General features: G+C 71.2%; 14 protein-coding genes. 5 read left to right on the forward strand and 9 right to left on the reverse strand.

The features are described 5' to 3' along the window. Nucleotides 1-2 precede the first annotated feature (2 nt). A complete protein-coding gene (locus tag ACZ7PG_RS44665) occupies nucleotides 3-824 on the reverse strand; it encodes an ABC transporter ATP-binding protein (RefSeq protein ID WP_470245273.1) in 822 nt (273 codons plus the stop codon). A 327-nt stretch (nucleotides 825-1151) separates the two neighbouring features. Here ACZ7PG_RS44665 and ACZ7PG_RS44670 point away from each other — a divergent pair, with 327 nt between their 5' ends. Continuing rightward, complete coding sequence (locus tag ACZ7PG_RS44670; RefSeq protein ID WP_470245274.1) at nucleotides 1152-1697, forward strand: cysteine dioxygenase; 546 nt, start codon at nucleotides 1152-1154, stop codon at nucleotides 1695-1697. Continuing rightward, nucleotides 1694-2089 carry a rhodanese-like domain-containing protein gene (locus ACZ7PG_RS44675; RefSeq protein WP_470245275.1) on the forward strand — a complete coding sequence of 132 codons (396 nt, stop codon included), beginning with the start codon at nucleotides 1694-1696 and terminating at the stop codon, nucleotides 2087-2089. Before ACZ7PG_RS44670 ends, ACZ7PG_RS44675 begins: the two co-directional genes overlap by 4 nt. On the opposite strand, the gene ACZ7PG_RS44680 is transcribed toward ACZ7PG_RS44675, so the two are convergent. Together ACZ7PG_RS44680 and glgP are read right to left on the reverse strand one after the other, a co-directional pair. After that, entirely contained in the window at nucleotides 2086-3072 is a 987-nt protein-coding gene (locus ACZ7PG_RS44680; RefSeq protein WP_470245276.1) for an LLM class F420-dependent oxidoreductase, read from the reverse strand. The genes ACZ7PG_RS44675 and ACZ7PG_RS44680 overlap by 4 nt on opposite strands. A gap of 63 nt (nucleotides 3073-3135) precedes the next feature. After that, the gene (gene glgP / locus ACZ7PG_RS44685; protein WP_470245277.1) at nucleotides 3136-5664 is read right to left on the reverse strand and encodes an alpha-glucan family phosphorylase; all 2529 of its coding nucleotides are present in this window, start codon (nucleotides 5662-5664) and stop codon (nucleotides 3136-3138) included. Between the two features lie 133 nt (nucleotides 5665-5797). Here glgP and ACZ7PG_RS44690 point away from each other — a divergent pair, with 133 nt between their 5' ends. Next, complete coding sequence (locus tag ACZ7PG_RS44690; protein WP_470245278.1) at nucleotides 5798-7231, forward strand: neutral zinc metallopeptidase; 1434 nt, start codon at nucleotides 5798-5800, stop codon at nucleotides 7229-7231. Between the two features lie 51 nt (nucleotides 7232-7282). Here the strand turns inward: ACZ7PG_RS44690 and ACZ7PG_RS44695 are convergent, their stop codons facing one another. After that, complete coding sequence (locus ACZ7PG_RS44695) at nucleotides 7283-8263, reverse strand: tetratricopeptide repeat protein (protein WP_470245279.1); 981 nt, start codon at nucleotides 8261-8263, stop codon at nucleotides 7283-7285. 92 nt (nucleotides 8264-8355) lie between these two features. Here ACZ7PG_RS44695 and ACZ7PG_RS44700 point away from each other — a divergent pair, with 92 nt between their 5' ends. Then, complete coding sequence (locus ACZ7PG_RS44700; RefSeq protein ID WP_470245280.1) at nucleotides 8356-8763, forward strand: hypothetical protein; 408 nt, start codon at nucleotides 8356-8358, stop codon at nucleotides 8761-8763. On the opposite strand, the gene ACZ7PG_RS44705 is transcribed toward ACZ7PG_RS44700, so the two are convergent. Further along, entirely contained in the window at nucleotides 8764-9066 is a 303-nt protein-coding gene (locus tag ACZ7PG_RS44705; protein WP_470245281.1) for an MTH1187 family thiamine-binding protein, read from the reverse strand. A 77-nt stretch (nucleotides 9067-9143) separates the two neighbouring features. Between ACZ7PG_RS44705 and ACZ7PG_RS44710 the strand changes: the two genes are divergently transcribed. Continuing rightward, nucleotides 9144-9644, forward strand: a complete 501-nt coding sequence (locus ACZ7PG_RS44710; protein ID WP_400884185.1) for a MarR family winged helix-turn-helix transcriptional regulator — start codon at nucleotides 9144-9146, stop codon at nucleotides 9642-9644. A gap of 57 nt (nucleotides 9645-9701) precedes the next feature. Here ACZ7PG_RS44710 and ACZ7PG_RS44715 read toward each other — a convergent pair whose 3' ends face one another. The 4 genes from ACZ7PG_RS44715 to ACZ7PG_RS44730 all read right to left on the reverse strand — a co-directional run bounded on the left by ACZ7PG_RS44715 (nucleotide 9702) and on the right by ACZ7PG_RS44730 (nucleotide 14297). After that, entirely contained in the window at nucleotides 9702-10073 is a 372-nt protein-coding gene (locus tag ACZ7PG_RS44715) for a DUF3817 domain-containing protein (RefSeq protein WP_470245282.1), read from the reverse strand. A 216-nt stretch (nucleotides 10074-10289) separates the two neighbouring features. Continuing rightward, nucleotides 10290-12704 carry a GH92 family glycosyl hydrolase gene (locus ACZ7PG_RS44720; RefSeq protein ID WP_470245283.1) on the reverse strand — a complete coding sequence of 805 codons (2415 nt, stop codon included), beginning with the start codon at nucleotides 12702-12704 and terminating at the stop codon, nucleotides 10290-10292. A 76-nt stretch (nucleotides 12705-12780) separates the two neighbouring features. Further along, nucleotides 12781-13203, reverse strand: coding sequence for a hypothetical protein (locus ACZ7PG_RS44725; RefSeq protein ID WP_470245284.1), 423 nt, complete (start codon nucleotides 13201-13203; stop codon nucleotides 12781-12783). Further along, nucleotides 13200-14297 (reverse strand): hypothetical protein, encoded by a 1098-nt coding sequence (locus ACZ7PG_RS44730; protein WP_470245285.1) that lies wholly within the window; start codon nucleotides 14295-14297, stop codon nucleotides 13200-13202. Before ACZ7PG_RS44730 ends, ACZ7PG_RS44725 begins: the two co-directional genes overlap by 4 nt. Between the last annotated feature and the right edge of the window lie 5 nt (nucleotides 14298-14302).

The raw sequence follows: 14302 nt of genomic DNA on the forward strand, positions 1-14302 counted from the left end.
GCTTAGCGACGGCGGGCGAAGAAGCGATCCCCGGAACGCTCGAGCACGAGGTCCTGGTCGAACGTCTTCGAGAGGTTTTCGCTGGTGATGACGTCGTCGACGAGCCCGGACACCACCGCGCGGCCGTCGCGCAGGAGCAGCGCGTGGGTGAACCCCGGCGGGATCTCCTCGACGTGGTGGGTGACCAGCACGAGCGCCGGCGCGTCCGGGTCCAGCGCCAGCGCGGAGAGCCGCGCGACGAGGTCCTCACGGCCGCCGAGGTCCAGCCCGGCCGCCGGCTCGTCGAGCAGCAGCATCTCCGGGTCGGTCATCAGCGAACGGGCGATCAGCGCGCGTTTGCGCTCGCCCTCGGACAGCGTCCCGAAGGTGCGCTCGGCCAGGTTGCCGATGCCCATCGCGTCGAGCAGCTCGGTCGCGCGGGCGGTGTCGAGGGTGTCGTACTCCTCACGCCAGCGGCCGAGCACCGCGTAGCCGGCGCTGACCACGACGTCCTTGACCAGCTCGTCGCCCGGCACGCGCTGGGCGATGGCCGCCGAGGTGAAGCCGATGCGCGGGCGCAGGTCGAAGATGTTGACCCGGCCGATCCGCTCGCCGAGCAGGTCGACCTCGCCGGTGGTCGGGTGCAGCTCGGCCGCGGCGAGACGCAGCAGCGTGGTCTTGCCCGCGCCGTTCGGGCCGAGCACCACCCAGCGCTCGTCCAGTTCCACGGACCAGTCGAGGCCGGCGAGGAGGTCGTTGGTCCCCCGGCGGACGCCGACACCGGCCATCCGGACCACGAGATCGTCAAGTTCGCTGGGCTGGATCGGCTCGCTCACGAAGCCCATTCTGTCTGCCGACGCGCGCGCGTGCGCACCCGCCCGGGCGAGAAGGCGAACCGGCTGGTCGGAGGGCGTCCACGACGTGGAACAACGCACGCCGGAAGTGCCGTTGCCCACTCTCTTGTGGCAGGATCGCGGGCATGTCAGCCGACGTGCACGCCGCCCCGGTCACCCGGGGTTCGTTCTGGCGCCGTCGTGCGATCGACCTGCTCCTCGTCGCTTCGGCCGGGTGTACGCGGGCGCGGCTCCGCTGATCCCCCGCGTCCTCACGGGCGGGTGCGGTGCCGCGCTGGTTCGCGTCCCGATCACCTTCGCGCCCGAGGAGCACCCGCGTTGACCACTTCCCTCACCCGCCCCGCCGCCGAGATCCACCCGCAGCTGACCGACCCGCTGCTGCCCGAGCTGCTGCACCCGTCGCGGCTGCTGTGGACGCCGCGTGAGCTGGCGGACCTGACCGCCACCGTGACCACCGAGCTGACCGCGAACGTCCAGGACATCCTGCGGTTCGACGAGGATGGCCGCTGGTGGGCCCGGCTGGCCCTGACCGACGGCGTCGAGCTGTGGCTGCTGTCGTGGCTGCCCGGCCAGCAGACGAAGCCGCACGACCACGGTGGCGCGTCCGGCTCGTTCACCGTCCTGCAGGGCGAGCTGGGCGAGGAGTACCGCTACCCCGGCGGCCCGATCCGGCGCCGCACGCACGTCGCCGGCGACGGCATCGGCTTCGGCGCCGGCCGCGCGCACCAGGTCACCGGGATCGGGGACGCGCCCGCGGCGAGCGTCCACGCGTATTCGCCGCCGCTGGTGCCGACGCGGGAGTACGCGACACTCGCCGACGTCCCGGCCGAGATCCCGCCGCTGCCGGTTATCGTCGGACGATGAGCGCCATCGACTCGTTCCTGGAGAAGGCCCGGTCCGGACTGGACCGGGTCGCGCCGCCGCGGGCCCTCGAACTGCAGGAGGCGGGCGCGCTGCTCGTCGACATCCGTCCCCTCGCGAACCGGCAGGCCGAGGGCGAGATCCCGGGCTCGGTGGTCGTCGAGCGGATCCACCTGGAGTGGCGGCTCGCGCCGGACAGCGAGTGGAAGCTGCCGTCGGTGACCGCGGACACGACGGTTGTCGTGCTGTGCAACGAGGGTTACTCGTCGAGCCTGGCGGCGGCGGACCTGCAGCGGCTGGGGCTGCCGCGGGCGACGGACCTCGAAGGCGGCTTCCGCGCCTGGGCCGCCGCCGGCCTCCCAGTGGAGACCGGCGGCAGCCCCGCGGTGCCCTAGGCGAGGGCGGGCGCGACCTTCTCGGTGAACAGGTCGATGCCGGAACGGTCGTACGCGGCTTCCGGGAAGTTGAAGATCGCGTAGGACATGCCCAGCTCACCCAGCTCGGCGAGCTTTTCGGTGACCTGCTCGGGCGTGCCGGTGGTGGGGCTGTTCGCGAAGACGCCGTGCCACCGGTCCGCCGCGTCCGCCGGCGCGTACTTGTGGAGGTGGGACTTGAGCCAGGCCAGCTTGTCCTGGACGTCCTTCTCCGTCTCGCCGATGACCACGTTGTGGTTGACCGAGCGGACGATCGCGTCGAAGTCGGTACCGACGTCCTTGCAGTGCTGCGCGAGGATCTCCGACTTGCGGGTGAACGTCTCGGGGTCGCCGGCGAAGTTCGTGTACTTCGCGTACTTGGCGGCGATCTTGAGTGTCTTCTTCTCACCGCCGCCGGCGATCCACAGCGGGATACCGCCGTCCTGCGGCGGCAGCGGACGCAGGATCGCGCCGTCGGTCTGGTAGTGCTTGCCGTCCAGTGTGGACGTTCCGGTGGTCCAGAGGTCGCGCATGATCTGCACGCCCTCGTCGAGCTGGCCCAGGCGCTCACCGGCACTGGGGAAGCCGTAGCCGTAGGCCCGCCACTCGTGCTCGTACCAGCCGGCACCGATGCCCATCTCGACGCGGCCACCGGAGATCGTGTCGGCGGTGGCGGCGACCTTGGCGAGGTAGGCCGGGTTCCGGTACCCCATGCAGGTGCACATCTGCCCGAGCCGCACGGTGTCGGTCGCGGCGGCGAACGCCGAGATCAGCGACCAGGCCTCGTGCGTGGCCTCCTCGGTCGGCACGGGCACGGTGTGGAAGTGGTCGTAGACCCAGATCGATTCGAAGGGCCCGGCCTCCGCGTGTTTCGCGAGGCCGAGCATGGTCTTCCAGTGGTCCGCGGGATCGATGCCGGCCAGGTCGAGCCGCCACCCCTGCGGGACGAAAATTCCGAAGCGCATGCGTTCAACTTAACGCCGCTCGCACCCTGGTGCGCAGCGATTTCGAGGTGGAGTGACTCCAGGTCAGGCCAGCACCACGCGCGCCAGTTCGGCGGGGGTTGCCAGCAGCCCGTGCTTCGGGAGCACCCGGACCGTGTACCCGATCGATCCCGGCCTCGGCAGCTTCAGCCGGGCCGCGAACGCGCCGATGCCGTCTCCGCTCATCGGGACCGTCACCGCCTCGCGCAGCTCGTCGTCGTCTCCGACCTGGCCGACCACCGCCTGGATGTCCACTTCGGACGGGTCGAGGCCGGCCAGGTCGATGCGGGCCCGGATCGTCACCTCCGTGCCGACGACCAGGGGCTCGGTCGCCTCCACCAGCAGCTCCGAGTCGAAGATCCGCAGCCGCGGCCACGACACCTCCAGCTTGGTGCGGTAGTCCGCCAGCGACAGCGCGCCGCGGTAGCCGTCGCCGGTTGCCGCCGCGACCATGCGGGATGCCGGGAGGTAGCCGTTGTCGACGTACTCGCGGACCATCCGGGACGCCTGGACGCGCGGGCCGAGCGTCTCCAGCGTGTGCCACACCATCGACAGCCAGCCCGTGGGGACGCCGTCGGCGGACCGGTCGTAGAACAGCGGCGAGATCTGCTGGCCGAGCAGCTCGTACAGCGCCGCGGCCTCGAGGTCGTCGCGACGCAGGGGGTCGGTGACGCCGTCCGCGGTCGGGATCGCCCAGCCGTTGCTGCCGTCGTAGCACTCCTCCCACCAGCCGTCGCGGATCGACAGGTTCAAGCCGCCGTTCAGCGCGGACTTCATCCCCGACGTCCCGCACGCTTCGAGGGGCCGCACCGGGTTGTTCAGCCAGACGTCGCAGCCGCGGTAGAGGTAGCGCGCCATCGACATGTCGTAGTCCGGCAGGAAGACGATCCGGTGGCGCACGTCCGCGCCGTCGACGAACCGGACGATCTGCTGGATCAGCTGCTTGCCGTTCTCGTCGGCCGGGTGCGACTTCCCGGCGACGACGACCTGGATCGGCCGGTCGTCGTCGAGCAGCAGCGTGCGCAGCCGCTCGGGGTCGCGCAGCATCAGCGTCAGCCGCTTGTACGTCGGGACTCGGCGGGCGAACCCGACGGTCAGCACGTCCGGGTCGAACACGGAGTCCACCCAGCCCAGCTCCAGCGGGGACGCGCCGCGCTGCAGCCACGCCGCGCGCACCCGGCGCCGCACCTCGAACACGAGCTTCTCGCGCAGCTCGCGCCGCAGCCCCCACAGCTGGGCGTCCGAGACGCCGTCGCGCAGCGGGCCCTCACCGACGTCGAGACCCCATTCGCGGCCGAGCAGCGTGCTCAGCTCGCGCGCGACCCACGTCGGGCCGTGGACGCCGTTGGTCACCGACGAGATCGGCACCTCGTCGTGGTCGAACCCGGGCCACAACCGCGAGAACATCTTGCGCGTGACGCGCCCGTGCAGCTGCGAGACGCCGTTCGCGCGCTGCGCCAGCCGCAGGCCCATGTGCGCCATGTTGAACAGGCCGGGGTTGTCCTCGGCGCCGAGCGCGAGCACGCGTCTCGGGTCGATGTCCGGCACCAGCCTGCCGTCGTTGAAGTAGCGCTGCACCAGGTCCACCGGGAAGCGGTCGATCCCCGCGCTGACCGGGGTGTGGGTGGTGAACAGCGTCCCGGCGCGGACCGCGGGCATGGCCTCGTCGAACGCGAGGCCGTCGGCCTGCACGATCTCGCGGGCACGCTCGAGGCCGAGGAAGCCCGCGTGTCCCTCGTTCGTGTGAAACACCATCGGCTGCGGGTGGCCGGTCAGCTCGCAGTACTTCCGGACCGCGCGGAACCCGCCGATGCCGGCCAGGATCTCCTGCCGCAGCCGGTGGTCGGCGTCGCCGCCGTAGAGCCGGTCGGTGACGCCGCGCAGGTCGTCGTCGTTGGCCTCGGTGTCGGTGTCGAGCAGCAGCAGCGGCACCCGCCCGACGCGGGCCTGCCAGATCTGCGCGCACAGCTCGCGCCCGCCCGGCATCGCGACGCCGATCAGCACCGGGCGTCCCCCGGCGGTCAGCAGCTCGAGGGGGAACGCGTTCGGGTCGATCACCGGGTAGTGCTCGACCTGCCAGCCGTCGAGCGACAGCGACTGCCGGAAGTAGCCGTTGCGGTAGAGCAGCCCGACGCCGATCATCGGCACGCCCAGGTCGGACGCGGCCTTGAGGTGGTCGCCGGCCAGCACGCCGAGGCCGCCGGAGTAGTTCGGCAGCGCTTCGGTGACGCCGAACTCCATGGAGAAGTAGGCGACCGCCGGCGGCAGCTCGGCGTCTTCGCGCCGCTGGTACCAGCGCGGCTCGGACAGGTAGTTCTCCAGGTCCGCGGCCGCGTCCCGGGCGCGGGCGAGGAAGTCGTCGTCGACGGCGAGCTCGTCGAGGCGCGACGGCGGCAGCGCGGTGAGCATCCGCAGCGGGTCGCGCACGGCGTTGAACAGCTCGGCGTCCATCGACGCGAACAGGTCGCGCGTCGGCGGGTGCCACGTCCAGCGCAGGTTGGTGGCCAGCGCGCCGAGGCCGGACAGGGACTCCGGGAGGCTGGCGCGAACGGTGAACCGGCGGACTGCACGCATGGGAAGCGACGATATCGGGCCGAGGCTCCGCCTGCGCAGGGAGTAGTTCGGGGATAACGCGCACACGCCCCGTAAGCGCTGGGTATGGTCCTGCCCGTCGGGTACGCGCAGGTCGGGAGTGGAGCACGTGAAGATGACCCCAGGGGGAGGACGGCGCGCGCTGGTGGCGTTGCTGGCCGTCGCGGCGGTGGCCGTGAGCGGGTGCAACGACAAGGGCGGCGCGAGCGGGGACCCGAGCAAGGACACCGGCGCCGGGTCCGTCGCCGGGCTGCCGGTGACGCACTTCGAGAGCGGCCTCAAGCCCGACGCGCCCACGCCGACCATCGACGTCAAGAACGCCGACGGCGGTGAGGACGACAAGCTCGCCACCGCCGCGATCGACGACGTCCAGACGTACTGGAACGAGCGGCTGCCCGCCGACTTCGGGGAGCAGTTCCAGCCGGTGAAGTCGCTGCTGTCCTACGACTCGCAGACCGACACCGAGAAGACCGGCTGCGGCAGCGTCAAGAAGCTCGTGAACGCCTTCTACTGCTCGGTCGACGACTCGGTGGCGTGGGACCGCGGCGTGCTGCTGCCGATGCTGCGCCAGCGGTTCGGGCCGATGTCCGTGGTCGTCGTGCTCGCGCACGAGTTCGGCCACGCCGTCCAGTACCGGCTCGGCGACAAGGCCAACATGACCAAGAGCACCCCGACCGTCGTGAAGGAGCAGCAGGCCGACTGCTTCGCCGGCGGCTACTTCCGCTGGGTCGCCGAGAACAAGAGCAAGTACTACCAGGTGTCGACGTCCGAAGGCCTCAACCAGGTGATGGCGGCGATGTTCCTGATCCGCGACCAGGCGGGCACCAGCGGCGCCGACCGCGGCGCGCACGGCACGGCGTTCGACCGCACCTTCGCGTTCCAGACCGGGTTCGAGAAGGGCCCCAAGGAGTGCGCGGCGATGAACACCGAGAACGTCAAGGCCCGGCTCACCGAGCGCCCGTTCGACGCGGGCGACAAGGGCAAGGGCGACGCCAAGTTCACCGAACAGGCCGTCGAGCTGCTGAAGAAGAGCCTCGACGAGGCGTTCAAGGGCGCCGGGGTGGCCGCGCCGGAGATCGCCGACGGCGGCAGCTGCCAGACCACGCCGCCCGCGTCGTACTGCCCCGACAACAACACGGTCGCCATCGACCTCGCGAAGCTGGCGGAGCTGGCCCAGCCGATCGACCGCGACGCCGAGATGAAGGGCGAAGACCCGGGCGGCATGGGTGACTTCGCCGCGTTCTCCGAGGTCGCGTCGCGGTACGCGCTGGGCATCCAGAAGGGCGTCGGCGCGTCGATCGACAACGCCAACGCGGGGCTGCGGACGGCGTGCCTGGTGGGCGCGTGGGCCGCGTTCACGAACCGGCCCGGGGACCTCCGGCTCTCGGCGGGCGACCTCGACGAGGCCATCGCGGACCTGCTGCAGCCGGAAAGCCTGATCTCCGCGGACGTCAACGGGAAGCGCCCGGACAGCGGTTTCGACCGCGTCGAGTCGCTGCGCCGGGGATACCTCGAAGGCTCGTCGGTCTGCTCGAAGCAGTACGCCTGAGTTCAGGGAAAAGGCCCTCCACCGCGCGGTGGAGGGCCTTTTTCGTGCGGTCTAGAAGAGGGCGCTCGCCAGGTCGCGGCGGGCCTTCATGACGCGGTCGTCGGCCGGGTCGAACAGCTCGAACAGCGCCACCAGGTGCTCGCGGACCCGGTTGCGGTCGTCGCCCGCGGTGCGGCGGACCGTGTCGATCAGGCGCTTGAAGCCCGCCTCCACGTTGTTCTCCGCGATCTCCAGGTCGGCGGCGTCGAGCTGGGCCGACAGGTCGGCCGGGTCCGCGTCGGCCTTCGCGCGCGCTTCCGGGTCGGCGGCTTCGGCGCGGGCGGTGAACTTGACCTGGGCCAGGGCGTTCTTCGCCAGCTCGTTCGCCGGTTCGACGTCGAGGATGCGCTCGTACGCGGCCTGCGCGCCCTCGAAGTCGCCGCGCTCGAAGGCCTCCTCGGCCTCGGTGAAGCGCGGGTCCTCGGGCTCCTCGACCGGGCCTTCGCCGTTGGCCTCGGCCTCGCGGATCCCGGGGAGCTTGTCGCGCAGGGCGTCGAGCAGGGCGTTGATCCACTTGCGGATCTCGGGCTCGGGCAGCGCGCCGGAGAAGGCGTCGACCGGCTGGCCGCCGCCGATGGCGACGATCGTCGGGATGGACTGCGCGCCGAACAGCTGCGCGATGCGCGGGTTCGCGTCGACGTCGACCTTCGCCACGACCCAGGCGCCGCCGGACTCGGCGGCCATCCGCTCCAGCACCGGGGACAGCTGCTTGCACGGGCCGCACCACTCGGCCCACAGGTCGACGATCACCAGCTGGTGCAGGGATCGCTCGACGACCTCGGTCTGGAAGGTGGCCTCGGTGACATCGATCACGGCCTCGGACGAACCCGGGGCGGGCGGCGGCGGGGCGTCGCCACCGGCCGGGCCGGCGGACGGGGCCGGCTGCCTCTGCGCCGTTTCGGCGCGGGCCTTGAGCGCGGACAGGTCGACCGCGCCGGAAAGGGCGGCGGACAAGGCCGCTGACTTCGCTGCAGATCCGCGTGGTTGGCTCACGCCTCCATCCTGGCACGCGCGCCGGAGGAGTTTCACGGGGTGCCCGGCCGGTCCGCTTGGCAGGACGGCGCCGCTGGGGCAGGCTCGGCCGGGTGCACATCCGGCGTGACGTGAAGGTGGGCCTGTCCATCGCGGCCGCCGTCCTCTGGATCGGCGCCGTGACGCTGCTCATCGTGCACGAGCCGGACCCGGGTGCCGCGTCACCCGGCGAGCTGCGCGACCGCCTCGCGGCGGCCCTGTCCGGGCACGACGCCGACGCCTTCGCCGGCCTGCTCGACTACCCGGGCTCCGGCGGCGGCGACTTCGCGAAGGACTACGTCACGGTGCTGGCGGACCACGGCGTGCACGACGTGCGCGTGGAGCTGGGGCCGGACGCGGCAGCGCCGTCTCGCGCCACGGTCACGGGCGCGCTCGGCGACGGCAGGCCGTTCAGCTACCCGCTGACGGTGAGCACGGAAGACGGCCGCTGGACGGTCGCCTTCACCCCGCCGCTTCCGTGATCAGGATTCGCGCAGGTGCGCTTCGACGCGGTCCACCTTGGCCTCGAGCTGGTCTTCGAAGCCGGGGCGGATGTCGGCCTTCAGGACCAGGCCGACGCGGGCCGAGCCCTCCCCCACCGCCTCGACCGCGCGCTTGACGACGTCCATGACTTCGTCCCACTCGCCTTCGATGTTGGTGAACATCGCGTTGGTCGAGTTGGGCAGCCCCGACTCGCGGACGACCTTGACGGCGCGGGCGACGGCCTCGCTCACCCCGCCGTCGGGCTCCCCGCCGGACGGGCTCACGCTGAACGCGACGATCATGTCGGAAGTCCCTTCTTCGGTGTTCTTTCCGCCGGTCGGGCGACACCCGCCGGTACCCGCTGGTAACTTCGCGTGTCATGAACCGTCCGCTGCCGTTCGACCCGATCGCCCGCGCGGCGCAGCTGTGGGAGGCCCGGATCGGGCCCTCCGGCACCATGGCCGCGGTCACCGGGGTGATGCGGGTCCAGCAGATCATCCAGTCCGCGGTGGACGGCGCGCTCAAGCCGCACGGCCTGACCTTCGCCCGGTACGAAGCACTGGTGCTGCTCACCTTCGCCCGCAGCGCCAGCCTGCCGATGCGGGTGATGGGCGAACGGCTCCAGCTGCACCCCACCAGTGTCACCAACATAGTCGACCGGCTGGAGAAGGACGGGCTCGTGAAGCGCGTCCCGCACCCGACCGACCGCCGCACGACGCTCGTCGAGATCACCGACGAAGGCCGCAAGCGCCGCGAGTCCGCGACCGTCGCCGTCAACGACATCGGCTTCGGGCTGACCGGGCTCACCGACCGGCAGACCGAGCAGCTCACCGACCTGCTGACGAAGGTGCGCCGCGCGGCCGGCGACTTCACGGAATAGCCGCCGGACGAGAAAGGGCCCGCACCTGCCGGTGCGGGCCCTTCTCACGTACTGGGATCAGACGGCCACGGCCTCCGGGGCCTCGACCTGGAACAGGCCGACGCCGCCGTGGGACAGCCGCTGCGGGCCGTCGAGCTTGCCGTTGCGCAGCGCCCACTTCTCGAACAGCCACGTGAACAGCGGCGGGATGCTCGCGAGCAGAGCGAGGACCAGCGTCTTCGGGCGCCAGCCGAGGGGCTTCGCCACGGACAGGGAGACGACCACGTAGAGGACGAAGATCACGCCGTGCACCATGCCGATGACGGGCACGCCGCCCTCACCGGAGGAGTGGACGACGTACTTGAGGAACATCCCGACAAGCAGTGCCGCCCAGGAAAGGGCTTCGGCAACCGCGGCCACGCGGAAAACTAGAGCGGCCTTGTTGGACACTTCTTCCTCCTGTGGGGTCTCACCACGTTTTGGTACTGACACAACAAACGCCCGACGCACCGTCCAAGGCGGACTGCCTGTGGACGTCAACGGCGCTGTCGGACGTGCTGATACCCAGTGTGAGGCGTGACGGCCCTCACGGGAACACCGGGGCCCGTGACCCTCCTCACGACCGTGGTCCGATGTGGTCTGGACCACGGCCGTGAGGGTCGGTGACTACCCCGCGCAGGGCGAAGGCGGGGCCGACGACGGTGATGTCGCCCACGTCGCCTTCGCCGCGTCCGTGGTGAGACCGAAGTCGAGCGTCGTGCCACGCTTCAGCTGGTCCACGTTGACGTACACGCGGTCACTGGGATTCGAGCCGACCTTGAGGCCCGAGACGTACTGCAGCTTCGAGCCGTCCGCGCCCGGCGCCTTGATCGTGACGTCGCGCCCGTTCTCCAGGTGCAGCACCGACTTCTCGAACCGCGGCGCGTTCAGCACGAAGTTCCCAGTCCCTGGGACGGCGGGATACATCCCCAGCGCGCTGAAGACGTACCAGGCCGACATCGTGCCGAGGTCGTCGTTCCCGGTGACGCCGTTGGGAGCGTTGGTGAACAGCGTGTGCGCCGCCCGCACGACCGTCGACGTCTTCGCCGGCTGCCCGGTGAGCGCGTACATCCACGGCGAGTGCAGGTCCGGCTCGTTGTTCGGGTTGTAGCGGAACTGGTCGTAGTAGTCGTACGGGCCGACGACCCAGTTCTCGCGGACCGCCGTCGCCGGGTTCTTCACCAGTTCGTCGTAGGCGAAGAAGTCGTCGAGGCGCTTCCCGGTCGCCGCCGCGCCGCCCATCCGCTGCTCCAGGCCGGGGATGTCCTGCTGGACCAGCCACTGGTACTGCCACGCGGTGCCCTCGTGGAAGCCGTCCTGGCTCTGCGGGCTGTACGGCCCGGACGCGGGCGTGAACCAGTCCCCGCCGGCGACCTTCGGCCGGAAGAAGCCGGTGAAGCCGCGGTCGGTCTGCGTTTCGTCCCACAGCGTCCGGTAGGTCCGGCCCTTCGCGGCCAGCGCGGCCGCGTCGTCCTTCTTGCCGAGTGCGGCCGCCATGACCGACAGCGAACAGTCACCGAGCGCGTACTCCAGCGTCGCCGAAGCGCCGTGGTTCGGGTCGGTGTCCTGACCCTTCTTGGGGAAGTTCGGGTCGTACTGGACGAAGCCGTCCTGCTGGTAGCTCGCGTTGCCCGAGCGGCCCTGGAACGGCGACGACGCCGGCGGGATCTGCGTCGAGTTCTGCAGCAACGCCTGGTAGGCGCGCATCTCGTTGCCCGACAGCGCACCGAACCGCCAAAGGTCCACGAGGAACGGCGTGACCGGGTCACCCGTCATCGTGTTCGTCTCCTGGCTCGCGTACGCCCACCGCGGCAGCCAGCCGCCCTGGTCGTGGATGGCGAGGATGCTCTTCGCGACGTCCTTCGCGCGGTCCGGCCGCAGCAGCGCCAGGAGCTGGTTCTGCGTGCGGTAGGTGTCCCACAGCGAGAAGAAGTCGTAGTAGGTCCAGCCGACCGCGCGGTGGATCTTCTTGTCGAAGCCGTAGTAGCGGCCGTCGGCGTCGTTCGCGGTCAGCGGCTGCAGCAGCGCGTGGTAGAGCGAGGTGTAGAACACCGTGCGGTCGTCGGTCGAGCCGCCCTTGATGTCCACGGTGGACAGCTCACGGCGCCAGGTGCGCTGCGCGTCGGCCTTCGCCGCGTCAAACGACCGGATGTGCTCCGACGCCAGGTTCACCCGGGCACCCTGGGCGTCCACCTGGGAGATCGCGGTGGTCGCGGTGACCTGTCCCCCACCGCCGAAGGTCAGCCACGCGCCGCGTAGTCCGGCGCCGCCTTCGGATGAGCGGCTGCCCGGCGTGCCACCGGTCGGCGACCACGTGCCCGAGGACTTGAAGGGCTTGTCGAACTTCGTCGTGAAGTACGTCGTGTAGGCCTTGCCGCCGCAGAAGGCCTGCGACTCCACGGTTCCTTCGACGGTCCGGTCGTCGACGACGCGGATGCTGCTGCCCGTGACCGGTTCCTTGTCGTTGGCCTGCCCGACGTTGACGAAGACGTTGGCATCACCGGGTTTGGTGAAGGTGTACCGCTCGACACCGGCGCGCGTGGCCGCGGTCGTCTCGACGTCGACGCCGCCGTAGCCGGTCAGGTGGACCTTGTAGTAGCCGGGCTTGCCGACCTCGCCGTCGTGGGTGAACGGCGCCGCGTACTGCTTCTGGTCGAAGGTGGCGGGCTTGGTCGTGTCGAACGCCTTGCCGGGCCCGATCTCGCCGGTCGTCGGCAGGGTCGAGACGAGGCCACCCTGCTCCCAGCAGCCCGCGCCGGAGAGGAAGAAGTGGCCGAAGCCGCGGATGGCCGTGTCGGTGTAGCGGTAGCCGGCGTAGTGCGAGGTGATCGGGCTGACCTGCGTCATCCCGAACGGCGCCGACGCGCCGGGGAACGTGTTGCCCTCGTCCTGCGTGCCGATGAACGTGTTGACGGCGTCGAGGGCGTCCCCACCGGAAGCTTCTGCCACGACAGGACTCACCCCCGTCGCCACCACGGCGAGCGTCAGCGCGCCCGCCAGGACCTTGCTATTCACCGATCTTCCTCCTGCCAACGATGTCATCCCCGAGGACACCTTCGGCAACGCCCGACGAACCGGTCAAGAGGGCGGTGAATACCTGTCTCGTTCCGGACAGTGGTCAGCCGGCGAGCGCGAAGGCCGCCACCCGCACCGTCCCCGCGGCTCCGGTCCGCCGCGCTTCGACCACCAGCTCGGTCAGCGCGGCGCTCGCGGTGACGGTGACCTCGTGGCGGCCCACCTCGACGGTGGCCACCGCTTCCCCGTCCACCAGCACCTGGGCCTCGCCCGAGGTGTCCGCCACGACGTCCAGGACGACCAGGACTTCGCCGGGCCGGGTGAGCAGCCGGACCAGCGGCGTCCACTCGGCGGAATCCGTACCGGGCCACTCCTGCGGCCGCGCGGGCTGGAACGCCGTGACCGGCGCCGGGGCGCGGGCGGCGGCGAACGTCGTGGTGCGGCGCGTGCTTTCGAGCACGCGAAGACGCCGCTGGATCTCCCGCAGCACCGAAACCAGCGTGTCCGGCTGGTTGACGCGGCTCACGAAGCCGCCAGCAGGGGCGCGACGGTCAGCACGACCTCTTCCTGCCCGGCGTCGTCGCCGGGGGTCACCGCCAAGCCGAGCAGCCGGACGGTCACGTCGAGCTGGTCGCCGGCGAAGAACGGGTCGTCGACGACCACCCGCACGTCGTCGCCGACCGAGTACGAGCCGACGACGGGATCGAGGTCGGCGCGCACGGTCAGCTCGGGCAGCGCGACCGGCCGCCGCCGGGCGGCGAGCTCGCCGGCGACGTGCGCGGTCAGCATCGCCGCGTCCGCCGTGTCCACCGGAGCGGCGGCCGCTTCCAGCAACGGCCAGCCGGCATCGTGCGCGGCGGGATCGGCCCGCACGACCACCCCGCCGGCCCCGGTCCCCAGCACGCGCGTGGCCATGTTCGCCGCGTCGCTCGGCCAGACGAAGTCCACCAGGTTCGCGCCGTACTCCCAGACGTAGGCGTCCGCCCCGGCCGCGGACCCCAGCCGGGGGTAGCCGAGGTTCAGCAGGCGTTCGGGGACCCCACCGGCGTCGTAGCGGACGTCGAAGGCGAAGTCGAGCCCGTCGTCGGTGTTGGCCAGGTCGCGCAGGACCTCACCAGCCACCTTGAGATCGGCGGGCGCGTAGCTCAGGGCGCGGGTCACGCCGGAGGTCGCGGGGCCGGTAACCCGCACGGCCAGGTCACCGTCCACGTGGGACTGCACGAGACCGACCAGCTGCCGGGCGACGCCGAGCTGGTCACCGACGAGGGGAACGGTCGCCGTGAGGTCCGCGGGGTTGAGCACGAGCCGGTGGTCGAAGTAGGACAGGAAGTCGGCGGCCCCGAGCTCCAGCACCCCGCCGGCGGCGCTGTAGCGGCTGGTCCAGACGATGCCGCCCCAGAGGAGGTCGCCGTCCCGGTCGACGTAGACGGCGCAACGCCCGGGCTCGGCGAGCACGCGGGGTTCGCGGATGCGGATTTCGGGGTCGTCGACGCGGAGCCGGCCGCGGAACGAGCCGGCGTCGTTGAGCTTCTTGTCGAAGGAGACCCCGGAAAGGGGGAGCTCGTCGAGGATGGTGCCGGTCCGGAGATCGGCGATGAGGTAGGTGTAGGTCGCGCCCATCCGGT

The sequence above is a fragment of the Amycolatopsis sp. NPDC114504 genome (assembly GCF_055633595.1).

What these genes read in the sequence shown, in the direction of transcription:
- ACZ7PG_RS44665 (WP_470245273.1), bottom strand. Translation starts at nt 824, where the DNA reads ATGGGCTTCGTGAGCGAGCCGATCCAGCCCAGCGAACTTGACGATCTC.
- ACZ7PG_RS44675 (WP_470245275.1), top strand. Translation starts at nt 1,694, where the DNA reads ATGAGCGCCATCGACTCGTTCCTGGAGAAGGCCCGGTCCGGACTGGAC.
- ACZ7PG_RS44680 (WP_470245276.1), bottom strand. Translation starts at nt 3,072, where the DNA reads ATGCGCTTCGGAATTTTCGTCCCGCAGGGGTGGCGGCTCGACCTGGCC.
- glgP (WP_470245277.1), bottom strand. Translation starts at nt 5,664, where the DNA reads ATGCGTGCAGTCCGCCGGTTCACCGTTCGCGCCAGCCTCCCGGAGTCC.
- ACZ7PG_RS44690 (WP_470245278.1), top strand. Translation starts at nt 5,798, where the DNA reads ATGACCCCAGGGGGAGGACGGCGCGCGCTGGTGGCGTTGCTGGCCGTC.
- ACZ7PG_RS44705 (WP_470245281.1), bottom strand. Translation starts at nt 9,066, where the DNA reads ATGATCGTCGCGTTCAGCGTGAGCCCGTCCGGCGGGGAGCCCGACGGC.
- ACZ7PG_RS44710 (WP_400884185.1), top strand. Translation starts at nt 9,144, where the DNA reads ATGAACCGTCCGCTGCCGTTCGACCCGATCGCCCGCGCGGCGCAGCTG.
- ACZ7PG_RS44720 (WP_470245283.1), bottom strand. Translation starts at nt 12,704, where the DNA reads ATGACATCGTTGGCAGGAGGAAGATCGGTGAATAGCAAGGTCCTGGCG.
- ACZ7PG_RS44730 (WP_470245285.1), bottom strand. Translation starts at nt 14,297, where the DNA reads ATGGGCGCGACCTACACCTACCTCATCGCCGATCTCCGGACCGGCACC.